The organism is Thalassolituus sp. (assembly GCF_984348125.1).
Genome location: NZ_CFHJLR010000012.1, coordinates 16,156 through 35,128 on the forward strand (window position 1 = coordinate 16,156; position 18,973 = coordinate 35,128).

The following is an 18,973-nucleotide window of genomic DNA, read 5'->3' on the forward strand; positions in this document are numbered from 1 at the left end:
GAGGCTCAGTCTCTCTTCAGTTAGTAGCGTTTTTTGACGGCGCCAGGATCGCTGGACATACCAAACTCATTAGTCTCCGCTGCAGCCTCCTTTGAGAGTGCTTTGGACAGATTGTCGTTCGGACCGTCGGGCTCGTCGAGCACCTCATTCTTCTCACCGCGATAGAGCGCAGCCGTTTTCTCGGCAATAGCCTTTACTCTCTGATTCTTCTCAGGAAACTGAATATCAAACTCGATAAGAAGTTTACGCGCAGCTTTGAAATAATTTGCCGCAGTGACAATGTCGCCCCGCCCAGCAGCAACATCGCCCTGAGCGGTGTATGTATCTACCTCGCGCTCCAGCAGGGTCATCTTTAGGTAACGCCGATACTCGACCATGGCCGTCTCGGAAATCTGCTTCTTTTTTGCCATCAGGGTAAGTGCTTTGAGCACTGCCGAGAATTGCCGGCGGCCGTATTTCAGCTCGCGGTCGCTCTTCAGAACACGGCGAAAAGGGCCATCCGCTTTGATTTTCTGTTCGTAAGGTTCAGCATCAAAGTCCCCCTTACCTGCTTCGGCCCCAGCCTGGCTTGCTGCCAGCGCGTACAGCTCTTTCACCCGTTCAAGCACGGCAGACTGAATGTCGCGGTGACTGTCGACCAGCATCAGGTACTCCAGCGCCTCGAGCAGGTCTCCAGCCTTCTGGCGGATCAGTCGCGCCTGATTCTGCTTCGCCTGCTTCTTCTGCAGGTTACGGTTGTAAACAACGGCACCCAGCATGAGTAACGCCAGCGGTACAGCGATCGCCAGAACCAGTCCGATTGCCGACATATTTTCCAACTCCGTATGTTTTGTGCTATTCCTGACAACAGGTGGCAAAGTTAAATAAAGGGTGTTGATCTACCAAAGTTTAGCAAGTTTCTGAGTGTCCGCTGATTTACTGCGCTGATCATGAGACTTGACCTCACCCCATGTTTTGGTTTTAAAGTGTCGCCTAATTGAGCCTGTCCGGTGACTTCATCAAGCCGGTCAGTGGAATTTCAGGCGTTGGCATCCTGTGCCCGCGCCCTATTAAGGTATCTGAACGGACTATGGGCAAATCACTGGTGATTGTGGAGTCGCCTGCTAAGGCGAAGACGATCAATAAGTATCTCGGCAAAGATTTCATCGTAAAATCCAGTGTCGGCCACATCCGCGACCTGCCCACTTCGGGGGGAGCAACCAAGTCAGATCCGAAAGAACGTGCCCGACAGGCTGCCCTGACGCGCAAGATGTCACCCGACGAGAAAGCCGAGTATAGAAAGAAGAAGGCTCATGATCAGTTGATTAACCGGATGGGTATTGATCCGGATAACGACTGGAAAGCCAGCTACGAAGTGCTCCCGGGTAAAGAAAAAGTCGTCGAAGAACTGCAACGTCTGGCCAAGAATGCCGACCAGATCTATCTCGCAACGGATTTGGACCGCGAAGGGGAAGCCATTGCATGGCACCTGCGGGAAGTTATCGGCAGCGAATCAAAACCATACCGTCGTGTGGTGTTTAACGAAATCACCAAGAAGGCTATTCAGGCGGCGTTTGAACAGCCTTCAGAGCTGAACATCAACCGTGTGAATGCTCAGCAGGCGCGTCGTTTCCTCGACCGTGTTGTTGGCTTCATGGTTTCCCCTCTACTTTGGGCAAAAGTCGCCCGCGGCCTGTCTGCGGGGCGTGTTCAGTCCGTTGCTGTACGCCTGATTGTCGAACGCGAACGTGAAATTCGTGCCTTTATTCCAGAAGAGTACTGGGAAGCCTTTGCCAATCTGAAATCAGACAGTGGCGATGATCTGCGGGCCCAGGTGGTAAAAGCCGCCGGCAAAGAATTCCGCCCGAACAACGAGGCTGATACAACGTCAGCACTGGATATCATCCGCAAAGGGCCTTTCAAGGTCACCAAGCGCGAAGACAAGCCAACCAGTTCCCGCCCTGCGGCACCTTTTATTACATCGACGCTGCAGCAGGCCGCGAGTACCCGTCTGGGCTACAGCGTTAAGAAAACAATGACACTGGCTCAGCGCCTGTATGAAGCCGGTTACATCACCTACATGCGTACGGACTCAACGAACCTCAGCCAGGATGCCGTGGCCAGCGTTCGCGACTACATCAACGACAAACTGGGCGCGGAGTACCTGCCGGATAATCCTCGCCAGTACAGCAGCAAAGAAGGCGCACAGGAAGCGCACGAAGCCATCCGCCCTTCTGATGTCCGCCTGCGTTCCGGTGACCTGTCCTCCATGGAGCCGGACGCCGAGCGTCTGTACGACCTGATCTGGCGCCGCTTTGTCGCCTGTCAGACCAACGATGCCAAATTCACCAGCACTACCGTTACGGTCCACTCTGGTGACTATGAGCTTCGCACGAAAGGACGCGTCATCCGCTTCGACGGTCACCTTAAAGTACTGCCACCTGCTGGCAGCAAGGGCGACGATGATGTTCTGCTCCCTGACGTTCAGGAAGGTGATGTTCTCAAATTGGAAGAGCTTGAACCGAAGCAGCACTTTACTAAACCTGCTCCACGCTTCTCTGAAGCAGCGCTGGTTAAAGAACTCGAGAAGCGTGGCATTGGCCGACCTTCTACCTATGCTTCGATTATTTCGACCATTCAGGATCGTGGTTATGTCAGCCTGAAAGGACGACGCTTCTACGCTGAGAAGATGGGCGATATTGTCACCAGTCGTCTGACAGAAAACTTCACCGACCTGATGGACTACAGCTTTACTGCCACGATGGAAGAAAAGCTGGATGAAATCGCCGACGGTGATGCTAACTGGAAGGCGGTACTGAACAACTTCTACAACGACTTCACCGATAAGCTGGAAGAAGCTGGCAGTGAAAATGGCATGCGTCCGAACGATCCTGTCGACACGGACATTGAGTGTCCTACCTGTAGTCGCCATATGCAGATTCGTAATGGTTCTACCGGTGTATTCCTCGGCTGCTCAGGTTACAGCCTGCCACCGAAGGAACGCTGCACCCAGACACTGAACCTGATTCCCGGTGATGAAGTCATCAGCGCTGACGAAGATGACGAGGCAGAAAGCCGCCGCCTGATGGATAAGCGTCGTTGTAAGATCTGTGATGCCGCCATGGAAAGTTACCTGCTGGATGAAAAACGCAAAGTACACATCTGCGGCAATAACCCGGACTGCGAAGGCTTCGAAGTTGAGGAAGGTCAATTCCGCATCAAAGGTTACGACGGTCCAACGCTCGAGTGCGACAAGTGCGGTTCTGAAATGCAGCTCAAGTCTGGCCGCTTTGGTAAGTACTTTGGCTGCACTAATGACGAGTGTAAGAACACGCGTAAACTGCTGAAAAACGGTGAAGCTGCGCCGCCTAAGATGGACCCGGTCCCGATGCCGGAGCTGCAATGCGAAAAAGTGGAAGATACCTACGTACTACGTGACGGTGCCAGCGGTCTTTTCCTCGCAGCCAGCCAGTTCCCACGCAAACGTGAAACCCGTGCACCACTGGTATCAGAGATCATTCCTCACAAAGATGAGATCGATCCTAAGTACCACTTCCTGATGAGTGCGCCGGAAAAAGACAGCGATGGCAATCCGACCATTATTCGCTACAGCCGTAAGTCCAAAGAACAATACGTGATGACGGAAAGCGAAGGGAAAGCGACCGGCTGGAGCGCAACCTGGGACGGCAAACAGTGGAACATCACTGAAAAGAAAAAAGCGGCCCCGAAAAAAGCTGCAACGAAAAAAACCGCTGCGAAGAAAACTACCGCTAAGAAGGCAGCGGCTAAAAAAGCGGCGGATAAAAAGTCTGCTGAATAAGCCACTTGCAACAAGAACGGCCAAAGGTGCTATCAAGGCGCCTTAAGCCCCATAAAAAGGCCTTAAATGCGGCCTTTTTTTAATAATTTCTTCTTATATCTTTCATCGTTTTCTCACTGGTAGTCTGAAAGTCTCTGAGTTCAGAGAACTACTTACCTGTTCGCAGGTTTCGGATATCACAAAAGGAAACATAAAAAATGAAAGGATTTATTGCTCTCTTCGCTCTTGCCATCTCCCTGGCCTTCTCTTCAGTTCATGCCGAAGAGCCAAACGGCCCGGTCAATATCAACACAGCCTCTGCTGAAGAGCTCAGCGAATTAAAAGGCGTTGGTAAAACGAAAGCAGAAGCCATCGTTGCTCACCGCAACGAGCATGGTGAGTTCAGCAAGGTCGAAGACCTTACTCAAGTCAAAGGGATTGGCGAATCGATTCTGAAGTCTAACCGCCCATTGCTGAGCCTCGAGTAAAACCTGAAAAATCAGGCAATAAAAAGGAGGCTACGGCCTCCTTTTTACTTTTATTTATATTTTTAACCCAAGCTCTCTGGAGCTTATTCAACGAAAGTGCAACGACCCCACTCGCAACGCACAATACTCAGAGGCTGATCATCACACTCAACGTTGTAGATTTCGTAAGGCCACTCACCTTTAATCAGGCTTACACCTGAGCGGTCGCAGCTTTGCTGGTCAGACAGCTTTTCAACAACGTAGAGCGAACGTCCGTAACGCTTACCAGTTGCTGTTTCAACCATGCCTTTGCGCTCACGGTAAGTACCCTGCTCACTCGCAGCGGTAGCCTCCAGACTGGCCAGAGCCTGCTGAATATCCTCTGAGCCTTTAATATCCCACTTGCCTGCCTGATATTCTCCAAGGATCTTCACACACAGAGCTTCTTTATCGGAAGCGCCGTCGAGCTTGTTACGCACCGTCTGCACGGCGCGTTCCTGTACTTCCCAGGTGAGCCCCATGGCGACCCGGGCTCCCGTATCCAGACGGGTATCAGTCACGGTAATCAGGTTGTAAGCGAGACCGAAGTCCGCAGCCTCGACAGCATCACCGTTGCGTTGCCACCAGTCTGCTCGTGCAGTTTCCGCGGCGTAATTAGCGCGACCACTAACCGCAGCGCATTCATAACGCCAGGTATTCATCATGGTATCGGCCTGAAGCGCGTAAAAAATAGCGTCCCCTTTGGGAGAGAGTTGGTTACTTGCGCAACCCGTCAAAAAGGCCGCTGCCGCAAAAACAGAAAACAATGCTCTGGTCATTTTGATTCCTTATCTGAAGCGCTGAACAAAGCGCGGACCTCAAGTGCCGTAAACGGCCAGTTAAGTTCTTCGCCCGTTATTTCGTTACGAAGGACAGGTATCCGCAGACCGTAAAGATCTACGCCACCTTCAATATCGGTAATATCTTCAATGTATACGGTCACCGCAAGGCCCTCTGCGCCCTCAGTCACAATTGCAGCAGCCTGATCACACAGGTGGCACTCGGAAGTACCAAGAAGAACGTAGCTCAAGGATGGTTTACCGAAATAAAAACAGGTAGGAAAGTATACCGCCGCCAGACGTGTAATCCTATCTGGCGACATGTTGGCCGGTTTCTATCCGGCCAGAAGAGAATCAACGATTAAGCAGCTTACTCAGACCATCGTTAAATTGGCGCAATGCGTCCAGCCGAGATTCGTCCGGAGCCAGCGCCTCGAGCATTTTCTGCAAGGTATCTTTTGGCTCAGCAAGCGGTCTCGCGCGATCCAGGGCTTCGGTATAACTCTTAACGTAGTCGGTAATCATGTTCTGCTGCGACTCAAGGCGCTGCGTTGGTAACGACGGGCCAGATTCCCCGTAGGCACGAGAAACGCTCGAGAAGCTTCGCTGGCGCAGCTCCAGGCTCATAGACGCCAGTTCGTTACCATCAAAGCCTAGCTGCATGGCCTCCTCGAGTGCCGCACCCAGGTCGCCACCGTAAAAAGTCTCACTCAGTTTGCCCACGTCTTCGAACAGTGTTTGCAGGGCGTTAAGCTCACCTTCATCAAGGTTGCCATCAATCTGCATATCAAACCGGCTGGAAAATGCACTCGCAGTGAGGCTCATACCCGGCGTAGTCAGGCTGATGCCGCCCTCTTTCTGACGAAAATTCACCGTCACTTTGTCACCGTCGCGGGTCACGACCTCAAGCGACAGGCTCTGTGATGATCTGGTGCCAGCAAGAGTAAAACCTGTGGGGGCTGCGCTTTGCGGAGCGTCATCACGCTCAGGGACTTTGGGTGCCAGTAAATCTGGTTTCTCTCCGGCCTCAATCTGCTTCAGCCCTTCGGCAATGAGCGCTTCGCCCTTATCGATATCGGCTGCCAGAGACTCATCAAGGCGACCTAAGTCTTCAAGAATTGCACGCGCTTCACCGTAGCCTTTAGCGATCCCCTCGCGGGCCGCCTCCAGACGTTCAGCAATGCGCTCCTCGGAGGCTCCCTCTGCGCGAAGGCCTTCCACACTCTGATAGACATGGCGAAGTATATTGGTCGCTGTGACTTCCGGGCTTTGGGTAGAAACAGGCTGGGCAGACTTAGTATTCGCTACCTCAGCAGACTTATCGGCCTGTGCCAAACGATTTACTGCGCCTTGCGACTGGGACGAATCCTGCGGAGACCGCTGAAGATTGCCCAGGCTCTTGCCGTAGTTCTGAAAACCCGCACTGGAGAATGATGAAAAGGACGGAATGTTCATAGCAAGCTCCGCAGTAACCGATGAATGTGACTTCTGTATCGGTCACGGAGCTGTTTTCTTGAGTAGAAATCGCCTGTTCAGCGAATATTTACATTAAGTTGGCGTGTGCTGTCCGGATGACGCAGATCAATCAGCTACGGCGGATGTTGCGATACTCAACCGGCGTCTGATTTGTCCAGCGCTTGAAGGCCCGATAGAAGGTACTGGGTTCAGAAAAGCCGGTGAGGTAGACGATCTCATCAATGCTTTCATCGGTACCTGACAACAGGCGCTTGGCCAGGTTGCAGCGGTAGTCCGCGAGCAATTGATTAAAGTTGGTCCCTGCCTCAGTCAGACGCGTTCTTAGTGTGCGGGGCTTCATGTCCAGACGCCCCGCCACATCATCAAGATTGACCCGACCTGTCTCGAGTACTTCACCAAAAACCTTGTACACACGCGAGACGACGTCCTGACGCTCCAGCTTGGCAACGTGCTCACTGGCTAGTTTTTCATGCAGTTGCAGTAACTCAGGTTCGGCATGCAGTGACGGCAGATCCAGAAGACTGTCATCAAACCGGATACGGTTTTCACTGCACCCGAAACGCACATCGCAATCAAAAATACGGTGGTGTTCTGCGCAATTCTCTGGTGCTGGATGCGTAAATTCAATTGCTGCCGGGCGGAATTGCTCGTCGGTCACATACTCAAAGAAGCGCACCAGCCCAAGAACCATGCATTCATTAAGGTGACGAAGGCCGGTCACTTTGTCACTGGCTGATTCAACTTTTACAGATGCCTGATGGCTATCGATCTCAATACTCGCCTGAGAGGCATCGCTCAACAGACGCTGGTAACTCAACGCCCGTTTCAGCCCTTCTCCGAAAGTTGGACTCGACAAAAAGAGGTACTGCAACACCTGTCCTTTGTAGACAGGCATGTTTTCGCCGAGGTGAATACCAATATCCGGGTCCCCGGAGACGTCCTCCATCACACTCCAGAAAATAATCTGAGCGTCATGCGGAGTACGCAGATTGCGGTCCTGCAGAACCTCAGGCGTAACGCCCAGGCGCTGCCAGACTTCATCAGCATTGATCCCCATCTTTAACATCGCATGATGCGCCAGCTGGATCATAATGCCGGAGTCACGCAATTCAGCCATTCCACCAGACATAAGTGTTTGATATTCCAAAAAGAAGAGAGTGCGATTTTGCCAGATACTCGGCCGTCTGCAAGCCTTATTGACCGATCTGACGCAGAACCCGAGTGATTGCGCCAATGGTGATCCGCTCTGGCCGGCCTACTATCTGGCTTGATATGTGTCAAAAAAGAGTTTTTTCAGGACTTTATTTATGTATCACGCTACCCGTATTGAGTTAAAAAAGCTTCCGAGCGTTGCAAATCACACTGTGCGCTCTGCGTTTTCACGCAACACCAACATCCGCAACCCTGAGTTGCCAAATATGGATGCGGTCATTTACGGCCACGTCCCAAGCAAAAAAAACGTCAAAGATTACGCCAGTATCTGTGGCTTCGATACCAAGAGCGAACTGCTGCCGATTACCTATCCGCACGTCGCTGCGTTCAAGTTGCACATGGAGCTGATGCTGCATCGTTCCTTCCCACTAGGGATTATGGGAATGGTTCACGTGACCAATAAGATCACCCAGCACCGCGGCATCAAGCTGGGCGAAGCGCTTGACGTGCGTGCTTTCTTTGCTGGTTCAAACCGCACACACAAAGGTCTGGAGGTCAGCCTTCGCACCGAAATCCGTGTGGGTATGGAGCTTGTCTGGGAAGGCCTCAGCACGTACCTGGCGTTACTGCCAAGCAAAGGCGTCGAGAAGAAAGAAGCCGAGCAGGTTCTCCCGGAGAATCCTGAGTACACTGACAGCGAAACCTGGACCCTGCCGTCAAACCTCGGCCTGAAGTATGGTCCTATTGCCGGTGACCCGAACCCTATTCACTGGGGCGTTATCGCTGCCAAAGCGTTCGGCTTCAAACGTCACCTTGCTCACGGTATGTGGACTAAAGGTCGCGCTGCAGCGAGCGTTCACAAGATGCTGGGCTCAGATGCCGCAGAAATCTACGTTGAATTTAAACGTCCGATTTTCCTGCCAGCCAAAGTGGAGCTGCACTCAGGCAAAAAAGATCAGGAAATTGACTTCGAAGTAGCGGCAACCCGCAACGACGATGTCCACCTTGCAGGCTACATTAAAGCCCTATAAACCGAACGACAGTACAGCCACGTACTGATCAGTGCCCGGGCTCAACCGGGCACTTACTTATCCCCTACAATCTCATCATCAGAACTCACAGGGTTTCCACCAGACAACCACTGCATCGCATCGTCGTAATGACTGAAAAGCCTGACGGGATAAGCTGGCGCATGGTACGACAGAAACATCGAGGTAAGGTGTTGCAGCATAAACGAATCACCGATCACAGCAACGGCCCTGGTAGAGGCTTGTACTAAGGGGTTTGATGCGTATATCTGAACTTCGAAATCAACAGTAAGAACATCTGGAGCAATGATAGCGACCAGCTTGGGTGACATGCCGGCCCTGTGCACGCGCTGCTTGTAGAGAGTGCGCATTAATTCGAGACTCAAGTGACTGATGCCCGTCAGATCGTGCACCACAATATCATTTTCAACTCTTATTTCCGGCGCTGCCCCTGCGCCAGTGTCTCGAACTGTCATATTTCAATCAGTTATAAAAAAACAATTGATAACAACCTATCGCAAAAAAACGAGAATGAAAACCATCCAGATGCACTTTCTCATTATTAAATATCAACTTCGGAAGGCAATCTTCAAAACAGGTTAAATAATGCGCTCTGGGGACTGTAAGTTAATCACATCATTGTTATTATGCGGTGTACTGCCGACTACTGAAACCTGAATCAGTTTCCGTGGAAAGATGGCCCAACAATAACAAGAATGGATATACATCATGCGTATCTCTGCCACACTGACAGCGCTCACTCTGGCAATATCTGGTGTTACAGCCAGTGCTGCTGAATCAGAAAGCTATGGGGGATTTCTGGGGATGACAGGGTCTTACATCCAGACCAGTGACATCGACGAAACAGATTTCGCAGCCAAAATCGTTTTCGGCCCCAACATTACTGAAAATCTGTCTCTGGAATTCGGCCTGATGGACTTTGGTGAAATGTCCTACAAAGATCCGTCACCCATTCTGTTTGAAGACGACCCAACCATTGCGCCTCTTCTGAGTGGTGCAAGTCAGGGCGATGTAGATCGCAACAGTAACGATAACGGCGTGCCAGGCGAAACCATCTACACTGGCCCCGAAAGTTATCAGGCACGTAGTATCCTGGTGAATCTGCGCTATAACTTCGAGTACACCGAAACTCTCGACTTCTTTATTAAGGGCGGAGCCAGTGCCTGGATTGCCGACGTAGAGAAAACCCGTATTACTTACTACGGCGACGGTACTTATGGCGTTAAGGAAGACGCAGGTAAAAACGAGACATCCGGTGTCGAACTGATTACTGGTGCCGGTCTTCTGTGGAATCCCTGGGCAGGTCTGAATGTTCGCGCAGAGATTGAGTCCACCTCTCTCGACAGCTTTTATATTGAGCCTACCAGCTTCTTTCTATACAGCCTCGGTCTACAGTACGAATTCTGATCAATAGATTGGCGTAACTTGTCTACAAACAATTGATAACCCTTAGGGAACTAAGGGTTTCATTTGATGTCGTATAGGCCGGTTTGTACCTCGCTGCCTACAAAGTGCTACTCGAGGTAACAGGTGACAATTTTTGTCACCCGGTATACCATGCAATGGTTGTCTGCTGTGGGACCAGGAAAGTCCGGCAAAGCAGACGTTGAATAACAACAATCCCAATAATAGTTACCAGCGTATGAACATGGATAAAGGTTACGTCTCAGCAGCGTTAATCCGCCCGGTGATCGAGAACTCAGGTATCCGGTCGATTGATCAGCTGGCCGAGCAGGATGCTGATATACAGCGCGTCGTTAAACAGCTCAAAGATAATGATTGCCGGATTCCGGTTGAAGATGCAGACCATGTCATTGCAAAACTGATCCGTCAGTCAGGCAATGAAGCGCTGTGTGTTCACCCGCCGCACAAGTTTAATACTCAGAGCAGTTGTCAGTTACAGAATCTGTTTCTATGCAGCAATACTCTGCGCGAAGCACTCTACTATATGGAGAAGTTTGCTCCCCTGCTGAGCGATCTCCTCGAAATCAATGTCACGCGTACCCGCGAGGGCACCATCAAGGTGAAGCTGCCTGTCGGCGAGTCTGCGTACATGTCTGATCAGCGCCACCGCTCTGAGCTGATGCTCAGTGTTCTGCTCAACTGGATGCGTCAACTGTGCGGTAATCGACTGAATTTGCTTGGCATTAACCTGCCCTATCCTGCAACCCAATATCAGCAGGCTCAGGCGCAGTTATGGAATGCGAAGCTGAATTACAACTCCGGAGAGTGCGCTATCCTGCTTTCTGCAGGGGCACTGGATGAGGGGCTACATAACACCAACCCGCACATCCTTAATATGATGAAACGGGAAGTCGAAGAGCAATACCGTAAACTGGCCCGGTCCGGCTCCCTGGCTGACCGCATTCGCAAAGCCCTGTTGCAAGAGAAGGTTCGTCTGAACGCCAACCAACAGGAAGTAGCGGGATACTTTCATATCAGCGCCCGGACTCTGAACCGACACCTGCACCGCGAGGATACCTCGCTGAAACAGATCGTTACTCAGGTTCGCCTGGAAATGGCGAAGAAGATGCTGACCGACTCGGAAGATCCAATTGAGCAGATTGCTCTCAATATCGGTCTCTCAGGACGCAGAACTCTGGACCGGATATTCATCAAAGAGATGAATATGTCACCGGCTCAATATCGACAGAGATTCCGCCAGAAAGTCGCACTCGTCCACTGATAAAGGGTTGGCGACGGTCCCTTATCAGTGAGTTGTACCGCCTGATCACCATCGTGATCAGGCGATGCCGCATAACCGGATACGCGTCAGTGCAAGTACCGAAAGTACATCGGTAATGCGACCATCCTGGGCCATCTGAAACGCCTCTTCAAACGGCAGGCGACGTAATGTCAACACTTCTGTCTCCTCAGTCTCACTTGGCCCTTCAGTGAGACCCTGCGCAACAAAGAGCAGCCCCTCCTCATCGGTTATGCAATTACTCAGATGTACACGCCCTATGGGTATGAGCGATTCTGCAATCAGCCCGCTTTCCTCACGCAACTCTCTGAGCGCGCAGTCTTCGGGGGATTCCCCCTTGGGTGCGCCGCCCATGGGAATCTCCCAGTGATATTCCTGCAGCGGAAAACGATACTGCCCCACCAGCCAGGTGTCGCCGTTGTCGGCGATAGGAACAACGCCTACGGCTCTGTTCTTAAAGCTCACTGTTCCGTATATCCCCGGATTACCAGCGGGATTCAGAACGTCATGATGCTCCACCTTAATCCAGGGGTTTTCATAAGTCGTTGTAACAGACTTAGTTTTCCAGGGATTTTCTTCGCTCATAGTGTTTCCAACTCTGTGATAGCGCTATCCAGATAAGGCCTGCAATGACACCCAACAAATGCGATCTGGCCTCTGTACGGCCACCGACCATGTCTGCATTTGCCATGTCGTCGTAAAAACCCGACTGCTCCCAGAGCACCTTAACGACGATAACAAGCACAACGGTGATACGGACTTTCAGGGAATAGTATGGGGATGGAGCAATCGCGATCAGCATCGCACCATGAAGGGCACCGGAGAGACCGACGTAGTAATAAAGATCATCGGCGAACAGATACAGGCCGAGCCCCGTCGCGAAACAGAGCCATCCCCACGCCAGAATTTGCATGCGCAAGGGTGTTGCGGGCGAGGCAACATACGCTGCCAGAGCAAGCGCCGCCAAGTTAAGCAGGAGGTGACCAGAAGAAAGGTGAACGAAGTGGGCAGTGAGTAATCGCCACCAATCGCCGCCCTCTACGGCTGTACGGTCAAAGCGCAAAAGCTCAGTGGCCGCTTCACCAGCACCGAAAACGACAGCGGATAAAAGGCCAATACCAAGCCATACCGACCATGCGAGGAAATGTTGCACACCAATGCCTCTGAAAAAGAGGCAGTGTATCACCTAAGCGGTCGTCTTCTCAGCAATCCGAGGCTAAGTACAAGACACAGCAAGCCCATAGAGCCTCCTCCGCCAGATGACGAGGAGGAGGATGAACTGGCGGTCGCAGGGGCACGTTCAATCGGTTGGTCACTGCTGCTGACAAGAAGCTTCACGCTCAGGTCAAAGCTAGCGTCCGCGAAGGCATAATCCAGCCTTTCTTTGACTTTGGTTTTTCCACTGGGAGTCCCCTGAATATCAACCAGGAAGGGGGCATGTTGACCCGAAGGCTCACTAATGATCTGAAGGTAAATAGTATCGACCGGAATTTCAGGCGGAGAATCAAACAGCAGACGATTCCAGCCCTCCTGAACACTGCTCTTCTTCTCAACCAGACGCCCTTCACCCGAGTACCGTGAGGCGCTGGTATATAAGCCGAATTCCACCGTACCCGAACCGTGAGCATAGAAATCAATGCCATCAATACTCAGAACATCACTACTGACTGGTACAGTAACCAGTGCGTAACCATCACCACCGTAGGCTCCCCAGGTTGCATTCGCGGGAAGCTCGTCATAGCCAATGGCAAAGCCTTTGGGTTTAATACTCGACTGCACATTCAGCTGAGCGCGGTCACCGGATGCAACGGCCGTCAAAGTCACCCTGCCATCAGCCAGAGTTACAGAAGAGGCGCTTTCTATCATGATGCCGCTACTGTCGGTCACTATATTCGAGCCGGTATGCGTGGTTTCGGCGATCACCAGACGTTGGGAGTGTCGCGCAGTCAGGCTGGACAATGACCCGAACCCTCGCCAATCATCTATCTTTGTAATCATCAAACCTGGTGAAGGCAAGCCACTGTCAAAGCCCTGACGAGTTCGGTTCTCGACCATCAGGCGCTTGCCATGACGATACTCATCAAGATCAATACGCAGCACTTCACCACCGTCACTGGCTGAATTGAGGAAAATCCCCCCCGTATCCGACACACTGTCAGTAAACCCCAGAAACTCTCGTGACCAACCTATCAGGTGCGCCGGCTTATCTCCTGCTTTGCCACCGCCAGAGTTCCAGATACCGAAGCTCATCAATCCCCAGCGACCGATCGATTCACCCAGCCCGATACTCTCGTAGAGATCTGGCAAGTCAAACAGGAGATGACCAAGCTCATGGGCCATCAGACCGATAGTCGCCATGTGTTGCTCGTGTTGCTCACCAAACATGGTGTACTCAGAAATCCAGACCCCAGCGGTATTGACCGCAGGTACAGAAGACTTATGAGCCCAGACACGAGGATGAGTTGTAGCAGAGCTGGCGTACGCTTGCTCAAAACCCGCTGCAAGAACGATCACCCCGAGTTCAGAAGGATCGAGCCAGGAATCACCATTGCGATCATAAGAACTGAGGTTAATCTTGCCATTCAATGCCTGAAGCGCGGATGTCACCAGGTTACGGCTCTGTGTACCATAAGAGGAACCGAAGTCAGGATGCGCGCTGCTAAGCGTTGTGCGAATAATGCCATCGCCACTGGTGCCGTCGGACTCACTGGCAGGCACAATGCGGAATTGTTGACCTGACCCCTCATAAAAATAGGAAGAGACACTCCCAGAAGCGCCAAAAATTCGTGAGGAGATCTCAGCATCACTGTACTCGAACCCTTGATCAGAAAAAGCCACACGAATAACAACCAGCGGCTGTTCGAAGGCACCTCCCTCGTAGCGGTATGGCGTTCGCACAGGAGGATTGGCTTGAGCGCTGACAGTACTGCTCGCCTGGCGTGCTTCCTTCTCCTCAGGCTCCTGATAGGATGCTGACCGGCCGAATTCTTCCCCTGTACTTGTGGCGTAACGATTGTTCTGCAGACGCGCAAGATAATAAATACCCTGCTGTTCGACAAGATAACGCCCGTCCTCAAGCATCATGTAAGGCGCGGAACGAGAGCCTAACAGCATAACCCTGTGGCTATCGCCGTTCAGCAAGTGCAGATCCGCCCACTCCAGAGCAGGCGGAGTCTGAGCATGCCCCAGCTGCCACCCAGTGAGGAACAGACTGAGGAAAATGATTCGAATCATTGAGAAGGCCCGGTAAAAACGTCTTCGCTTTAACTCTAGACGTGTCAGGCCACTTTTTCAGGCGGGTGTAACAGTTTCACACAATTGCGGTACCAGACCACAACACTTAACAGATTGCGTTAACTGAACAATTGATCATTTACTTATAGAGGCGCCTTCGGGGACTGACATGTACCCAGTTTTCCCAGACGTTTTTCGAGGTAGTTAATAATGGCTTCAGGGCTGTATATCCAACGATCGCCACTTCGGGTACATATTCTCAGACAGGGAACCCGGCTCTCACCGCCGCCTTTCACCAATTCATTGCGATAGGCATCAGCGCGTTCGACTTCTTTGGTCACTGGATGCAGCCCGGCTCTCTCTAAATAGCGCTTAACCGATATCGACGATGGGCACTGCCTGGAATAGTAAAGGTGCATTCTGCGGGATTCGCGATTCAGCAGAGTCTGTTCTTCTGCAGGTCGCTCGATCGGCTTAACCGGAAGGAATCGGTCTACCAGACCGAGTGTTTTGCCTTTGATATGTCTCGTCAGATTCATAACTGCGTCATGGGACCTATGGTCTGATTCTGAAAAAACAGGGCTCTGCTGGCCAACCCTGTGCCGGTAAGCATCTTTGCTCACCAACTGCGGGCATTCTATTCATGGGCGTAAGGATTACTACCCCTTGAGGAAAATATTTATTCAATTTCGGTCAATTATGCGCCGAAGGTCGAATGATTAACTAAAACCACACCGAGCATCATGGCCAACATAGTGACCACAAGAAGCCAGCGCGACCGCTGGCAGAACTTGCATGGTTTCTTTTTCGCCATTACTCAATCACTTTGACACGGTCGAACGATGGCAGGCTCGTCCAGGATTCCCAGTGCATCCAGACAGCCACCGCCTTACCCACAATGTTCTTCTCCGGTACGAAGCCCCACATACGGCTGTCTCCGCTGTTGCCGCGATTATCGCCCATCATAAAGTAGTGGCCATCAGGAACCGTCCACTCACCTTCAGGACCACCCCAGAGTGCAGCCTGCCCTGTCTCCCGATCACGCCCGGGCAGCCACTTAACCACAGGGGTCGCGTTGTCCATGGTCTCTTCACCGAGCACCATGGTCGGCGCATAGGCAGGTTTGCCGCCCAATACTTCTGTCGGCACAGGCTCACCGTTGATAGTCAAACGCAGATCCTTGTAAACGATGTGGTCACCCGGCAAACCGATAACGCGTTTAATGAAGTAACGCGAGTCTTCCGGTGGGAAAAACACCATAACGTCACCACGCTGAGGTTGATCTACAGGAATAATAGTAGACCCGTTCCCCGGCACCCGCAGGCCATAGCTGAACTTACTGACCAGAATAAAATCACCGACCTGAAGGCCGGGCTCCATGGAGCCTGAAGGTATCTGAAAGGGCTCAAACGCAAACGAACGCAAGACAAAGACCAGTGCCAGCACAGGAAAGAACTGCCGGGACTGGTCAATCAGAAACGGCTCTTTCGTTGCTTCGAGGATATTCTGCTGAGATGCACCGCTTTGCTCCAGCGCATCAACACGCTGCTGACGTTTACGGCGAAGAAAAAGTCGATCAACCAATACGACAAGACCCGTCAGGCCCGTGGCCACCATGAGAATCAGGGGTAAATCAAGTTCCATAAAAGTGTCATATTCCTGCTGCAGGCTTACGCTAGACTAGAGGTCGGCCCATGCAACACTGCTGAGGACGCAGATTTGCAGGCGTGTCTGTCCGCTGTTAGGTCTGGCATTCTAACTGGCGGTGTAATTGATAGCCACCCGAATAAGGCCTGAAACACGCTCAGGCCAGGTAACGTCCTAATGACCCGAATATGTACTCGAGATGGTATAGAGCTGGCCTACGAATCCATGGGGCCAGAAGATGCGCCGCCCGTCATCCTGATTATGGGACTGGGAGCGCAGATGCACGTATGGCCAACCTCACTGTGTCAGCGTATAGTCGACGCCGGTTTTCGCGTCATCCGCTTCGATAACCGTGACACAGGAGCATCGACCTCTCTCGACGAGCACGGCAACCCAAGTCTTATCCGGGTGTGGCTGGGACGCCGTCTGAACCGTAAGCCGCGCGTCCCGTATACCCTCAAGGATATGTCCCGCGATGTGGTAGCCCTGATGGATGAACTTGGACTGCCCAGCGCTCATCTCATCGGCGCCTCGATGGGCGGTATGATTGCGCAGATTCTGGCAGCGAAGAAACGCAAACGGGTCCGAAGCCTGACCTCCATCATGTCGTCAGCGTCAGCGCCAAAAGTGCCAGTAAGCCAATTACAGGTAATGCTTAAACTCGCCCGACGGCCTTTACAGCGCAACAGAGATGAGCACTTCCGATACATCACCCGGATGAGCGAGGTGATAGGCAGCCCCGGCTACCCCATGTCAGAAGCAGAAATACAACGTCTGGCAGAAACCAGCTGGGAGCGGACATCGAGCCCTCTGGGCTTTAAACGCCAGCTCGTAGCAATCACTCACGCCGGTGACCGCCGACGCCTGCTGCAGAAGATAAAAGCACGCACCCTGGTGATTCATGGTGCTGATGACCCACTGATTCCGGTCACCATGGGCATCGAAACAGCCTCGCTGATATCCAAAGCCAAACTAAGGGTGATTACTGGCATGGGGCACGACTTTCCTGAGGCTCTGGTGCCAAAACTGAGTCGCTTACTGATCAAGCACCTGAACCGTGCAAACACGGAGTGGCAGCAAAAGCTGAAGAAGAAAAAGCGTACTGAAATTCCCTCGAAGAAGGCAGCCAATGAAGACAGCAGTGACCCGATGGAATGGCTCGAGCCACTGGATAAGCCGGATCAGTCCGGCTGATATCCACTGAACTGACGCGCCATTTCTGCGGCGTAGTTGTCGGTCATGCCTGAGATGTAGTCGAGTGCCCGCATGTAGGCTTCATACAAGGTCCAGTCAGCGCCCGGGGCTGACCGTCCCATCAGCTCAATGATCCGCCGGTTACGGAATGTCGCCTTGCCTGTCTGAACATTCTCGCGCACAGCACCCAGAAAGTTTTCCAGTAACACAGACAGAGTGGCATAGGACCCGACCTCGATCGCAAGCTTGCGACTGTCGTTAAAAATTCGCTCCCGCGCCATCTGCTTGGCTCCGCCAACCAGATTCCGGACCTCGTCCGGGCAATAATCAATAATGCTGCCCTCCAGTGTTCCCGTCAGCAAAGCCTCCTGTTGGCGGATGAACGCGCTTGCCACAGCATTAACCATGGCCTCCATCGCCTGACCACGTAACATCTGCAGGCGACGACGAGGGTTATCTGCTTTCTCAAGGTCATCGAGGATTACCTCCCACTGCTCAATCAGAAGTGGCTGAATCAGGTTCTCCACTTCCTCATACCGCAGCAAGCCAAGCTCAATACCGTCCTCAAGGTCAATCAGGCCGTAGCAGATGTCGTCGGCTGCTTCGAGCAGATACACCAGGGGATGGCGGCACCAGGCGTTTTTACCTGTCGGCAACAACCCCAGACTGGAAGCGACCTCTTTCAGAACCGGCAGCTCCGTATTAAAACAGCCGAATTTCTTTTCCTCGCCGCGCACAACATAGTCGACCGTCCACGGATATTTGAGAAAAGCGCCAAGTGTCCCGTAAGTCAGACGCATACCTCCCTCAAATCTGTGGTACTCCACCTGAGTAACAATACGGAAGCCCTGAGCATTACCTTCATAGGTCTGCAGATCAGCAGCTTCATCAGGGCTGAGCCCCTCAAGAAAATGCGCATTACGGGGATCGACAAAAAAATGCCGGATAGCATCTTCCCCCGTATGTCCGTACGGAGGGTTACCGATATCGTGAGCCAGACACGCGGCCTGAACCATAGCACCGACGTCACTGGCATCCACATGACCGGGCAACTGCTTACCCAGCATCTGCCCTACTCGGATACCCAGCGAACGCCCTACACAACCAACTTCCAGGCTGTGTGTCAGTCGCGTATGAACATGATCATTCTCACTCAGCGGATGCACCTGAGTTTTTCTGTCGAGACGACGGAAAGCTGAAGAAAAGATTATTCGGTCGTAATCTTTATGGAATGGCGTCCGGCCACTCTCAAGCGCCAGGCTGCCCTGATGTTCACCAAAGCGGATCGGAGAGAACAGGCGTTCCCAGCTCATTCTCTGGCCCGATTGCGATTTTTCCTGAGATTCCATAAACAACTTCACTGACATGGCTTGTACTCCGGAGTATAACGTCACTCAGCGCTGGCTTGCAGTTATATGTCCCTTAATCACCTTGATCACACACTGATCAGCGTT

Annotated in this window: 18 protein-coding genes; 6 read left to right on the forward strand and 12 right to left on the reverse strand. The window is 52.2% G+C overall.

The genetic code is table 11. The annotated features are described in order from the left end of the window. Positions 1 to 20: 20 nt before the first annotated feature. Positions 21 to 809 carry a hypothetical protein gene (locus AC5E51_RS09900; protein WP_297530522.1) on the reverse strand — a complete coding sequence of 263 codons (789 nt, stop codon included), beginning with the start codon at positions 807 to 809 and terminating at the stop codon, positions 21 to 23. A 260-nt stretch (positions 810 to 1,069) separates the two neighbouring features. Here AC5E51_RS09900 and topA point away from each other — a divergent pair, with 260 nt between their 5' ends. Continuing rightward, a complete protein-coding gene (topA, locus tag AC5E51_RS09905) occupies positions 1,070 to 3,799 on the forward strand; it encodes a type I DNA topoisomerase (RefSeq protein ID WP_297530611.1) in 2,730 nt (909 codons plus the stop codon). A 197-nt stretch (positions 3,800 to 3,996) separates the two neighbouring features. Further along, complete coding sequence (locus tag AC5E51_RS09910) at positions 3,997 to 4,266, forward strand: ComEA family DNA-binding protein (RefSeq protein ID WP_068440315.1); 270 nt, start codon at positions 3,997 to 3,999, stop codon at positions 4,264 to 4,266. Between the two features lie 83 nt (positions 4,267 to 4,349). Here the strand turns inward: AC5E51_RS09910 and AC5E51_RS09915 are convergent, their stop codons facing one another. From AC5E51_RS09915 to AC5E51_RS09930, 4 genes are all read right to left on the reverse strand, one after another. Continuing rightward, complete coding sequence (locus tag AC5E51_RS09915; protein ID WP_297530519.1) at positions 4,350 to 5,063, reverse strand: hypothetical protein; 714 nt, start codon at positions 5,061 to 5,063, stop codon at positions 4,350 to 4,352. Further along, complete coding sequence (locus AC5E51_RS09920; RefSeq protein ID WP_068442127.1) at positions 5,060 to 5,314, reverse strand: glutaredoxin family protein; 255 nt, start codon at positions 5,312 to 5,314, stop codon at positions 5,060 to 5,062. The genes AC5E51_RS09915 and AC5E51_RS09920 overlap by 4 nt, the downstream gene beginning before the upstream one ends. A 103-nt stretch (positions 5,315 to 5,417) precedes the next feature. Beyond that, positions 5,418 to 6,518 carry a DUF5610 domain-containing protein gene (locus tag AC5E51_RS09925; RefSeq protein ID WP_491778524.1) on the reverse strand — a complete coding sequence of 367 codons (1,101 nt, stop codon included), beginning with the start codon at positions 6,516 to 6,518 and terminating at the stop codon, positions 5,418 to 5,420. 130 nt (positions 6,519 to 6,648) lie between these two features. Beyond that, on the reverse strand, positions 6,649 to 7,668 hold the full coding sequence (locus tag AC5E51_RS09930; protein WP_491778525.1) for an AraC family transcriptional regulator: 1,020 nt from the start codon (positions 7,666 to 7,668) through the stop codon (positions 6,649 to 6,651). Between the two features lie 178 nt (positions 7,669 to 7,846). Here AC5E51_RS09930 and AC5E51_RS09935 point away from each other — a divergent pair, with 178 nt between their 5' ends. Then, the gene (locus AC5E51_RS09935; RefSeq protein WP_308790798.1) at positions 7,847 to 8,722 is read left to right on the forward strand and encodes a MaoC family dehydratase; all 876 of its coding nucleotides are present in this window, start codon (positions 7,847 to 7,849) and stop codon (positions 8,720 to 8,722) included. Between the two features lie 53 nt (positions 8,723 to 8,775). Here AC5E51_RS09935 and AC5E51_RS09940 read toward each other — a convergent pair whose 3' ends face one another. After that, the gene (locus AC5E51_RS09940; protein WP_308790797.1) at positions 8,776 to 9,195 is read right to left on the reverse strand and encodes a SpoIIAA family protein; all 420 of its coding nucleotides are present in this window, start codon (positions 9,193 to 9,195) and stop codon (positions 8,776 to 8,778) included. 253 nt (positions 9,196 to 9,448) lie between these two features. On the opposite strand from AC5E51_RS09940, the gene AC5E51_RS09945 reads away from it, so the two are divergent. Further along, positions 9,449 to 10,147, forward strand: a complete 699-nt coding sequence (locus tag AC5E51_RS09945; protein ID WP_301179991.1) for a hypothetical protein — start codon at positions 9,449 to 9,451, stop codon at positions 10,145 to 10,147. A gap of 133 nt (positions 10,148 to 10,280) precedes the next feature. Continuing rightward, complete coding sequence (locus AC5E51_RS09950; protein ID WP_068442040.1) at positions 10,281 to 11,426, forward strand: AraC family transcriptional regulator; 1,146 nt, start codon at positions 10,281 to 10,283, stop codon at positions 11,424 to 11,426. Positions 11,427 to 11,483: 57 nt separating this feature from the next. On the opposite strand, the gene AC5E51_RS09955 is transcribed toward AC5E51_RS09950, so the two are convergent. The 5 genes from AC5E51_RS09955 to lepB all read right to left on the reverse strand — a co-directional run bounded on the left by AC5E51_RS09955 (position 11,484) and on the right by lepB (position 16,322). Next, positions 11,484 to 12,029 carry an NUDIX domain-containing protein gene (locus AC5E51_RS09955; protein ID WP_301179993.1) on the reverse strand — a complete coding sequence of 182 codons (546 nt, stop codon included), beginning with the start codon at positions 12,027 to 12,029 and terminating at the stop codon, positions 11,484 to 11,486. Then, positions 12,001 to 12,597 (reverse strand): rhombosortase, encoded by a 597-nt coding sequence (gene rrtA, locus AC5E51_RS09960; protein WP_491778526.1) that lies wholly within the window; start codon positions 12,595 to 12,597, stop codon positions 12,001 to 12,003. The genes AC5E51_RS09955 and rrtA overlap by 29 nt, the downstream gene beginning before the upstream one ends. Before the next feature lie 29 nt (positions 12,598 to 12,626). After that, positions 12,627 to 14,678 (reverse strand): M6 family metalloprotease domain-containing protein, encoded by a 2,052-nt coding sequence (locus tag AC5E51_RS09965; protein WP_491778527.1) that lies wholly within the window; start codon positions 14,676 to 14,678, stop codon positions 12,627 to 12,629. A 143-nt stretch (positions 14,679 to 14,821) separates the two neighbouring features. Continuing rightward, positions 14,822 to 15,217 (reverse strand): glutaredoxin family protein, encoded by a 396-nt coding sequence (locus tag AC5E51_RS09970; protein ID WP_068442029.1) that lies wholly within the window; start codon positions 15,215 to 15,217, stop codon positions 14,822 to 14,824. Positions 15,218 to 15,491: 274 nt separating this feature from the next. Next, positions 15,492 to 16,322, reverse strand: coding sequence for a signal peptidase I (gene lepB, locus AC5E51_RS09975; RefSeq protein WP_068442025.1), 831 nt, complete (start codon positions 16,320 to 16,322; stop codon positions 15,492 to 15,494). Positions 16,323 to 16,502: 180 nt separating this feature from the next. Here lepB and AC5E51_RS09980 point away from each other — a divergent pair, with 180 nt between their 5' ends. After that, positions 16,503 to 17,519: an alpha/beta fold hydrolase gene (locus AC5E51_RS09980; protein WP_068435170.1), complete on the forward strand. Its 1,017-nt coding sequence runs from the start codon at positions 16,503 to 16,505 to the stop codon at positions 17,517 to 17,519. On the opposite strand, the gene AC5E51_RS09985 is transcribed toward AC5E51_RS09980, so the two are convergent. After that, positions 17,507 to 18,886 (reverse strand): deoxyguanosinetriphosphate triphosphohydrolase, encoded by a 1,380-nt coding sequence (locus AC5E51_RS09985; RefSeq protein WP_301378131.1) that lies wholly within the window; start codon positions 18,884 to 18,886, stop codon positions 17,507 to 17,509. The two genes, AC5E51_RS09980 and AC5E51_RS09985, sit on opposite strands and share 13 nt — an antisense overlap. Positions 18,887 to 18,973: the final 87 nt, after the last annotated feature.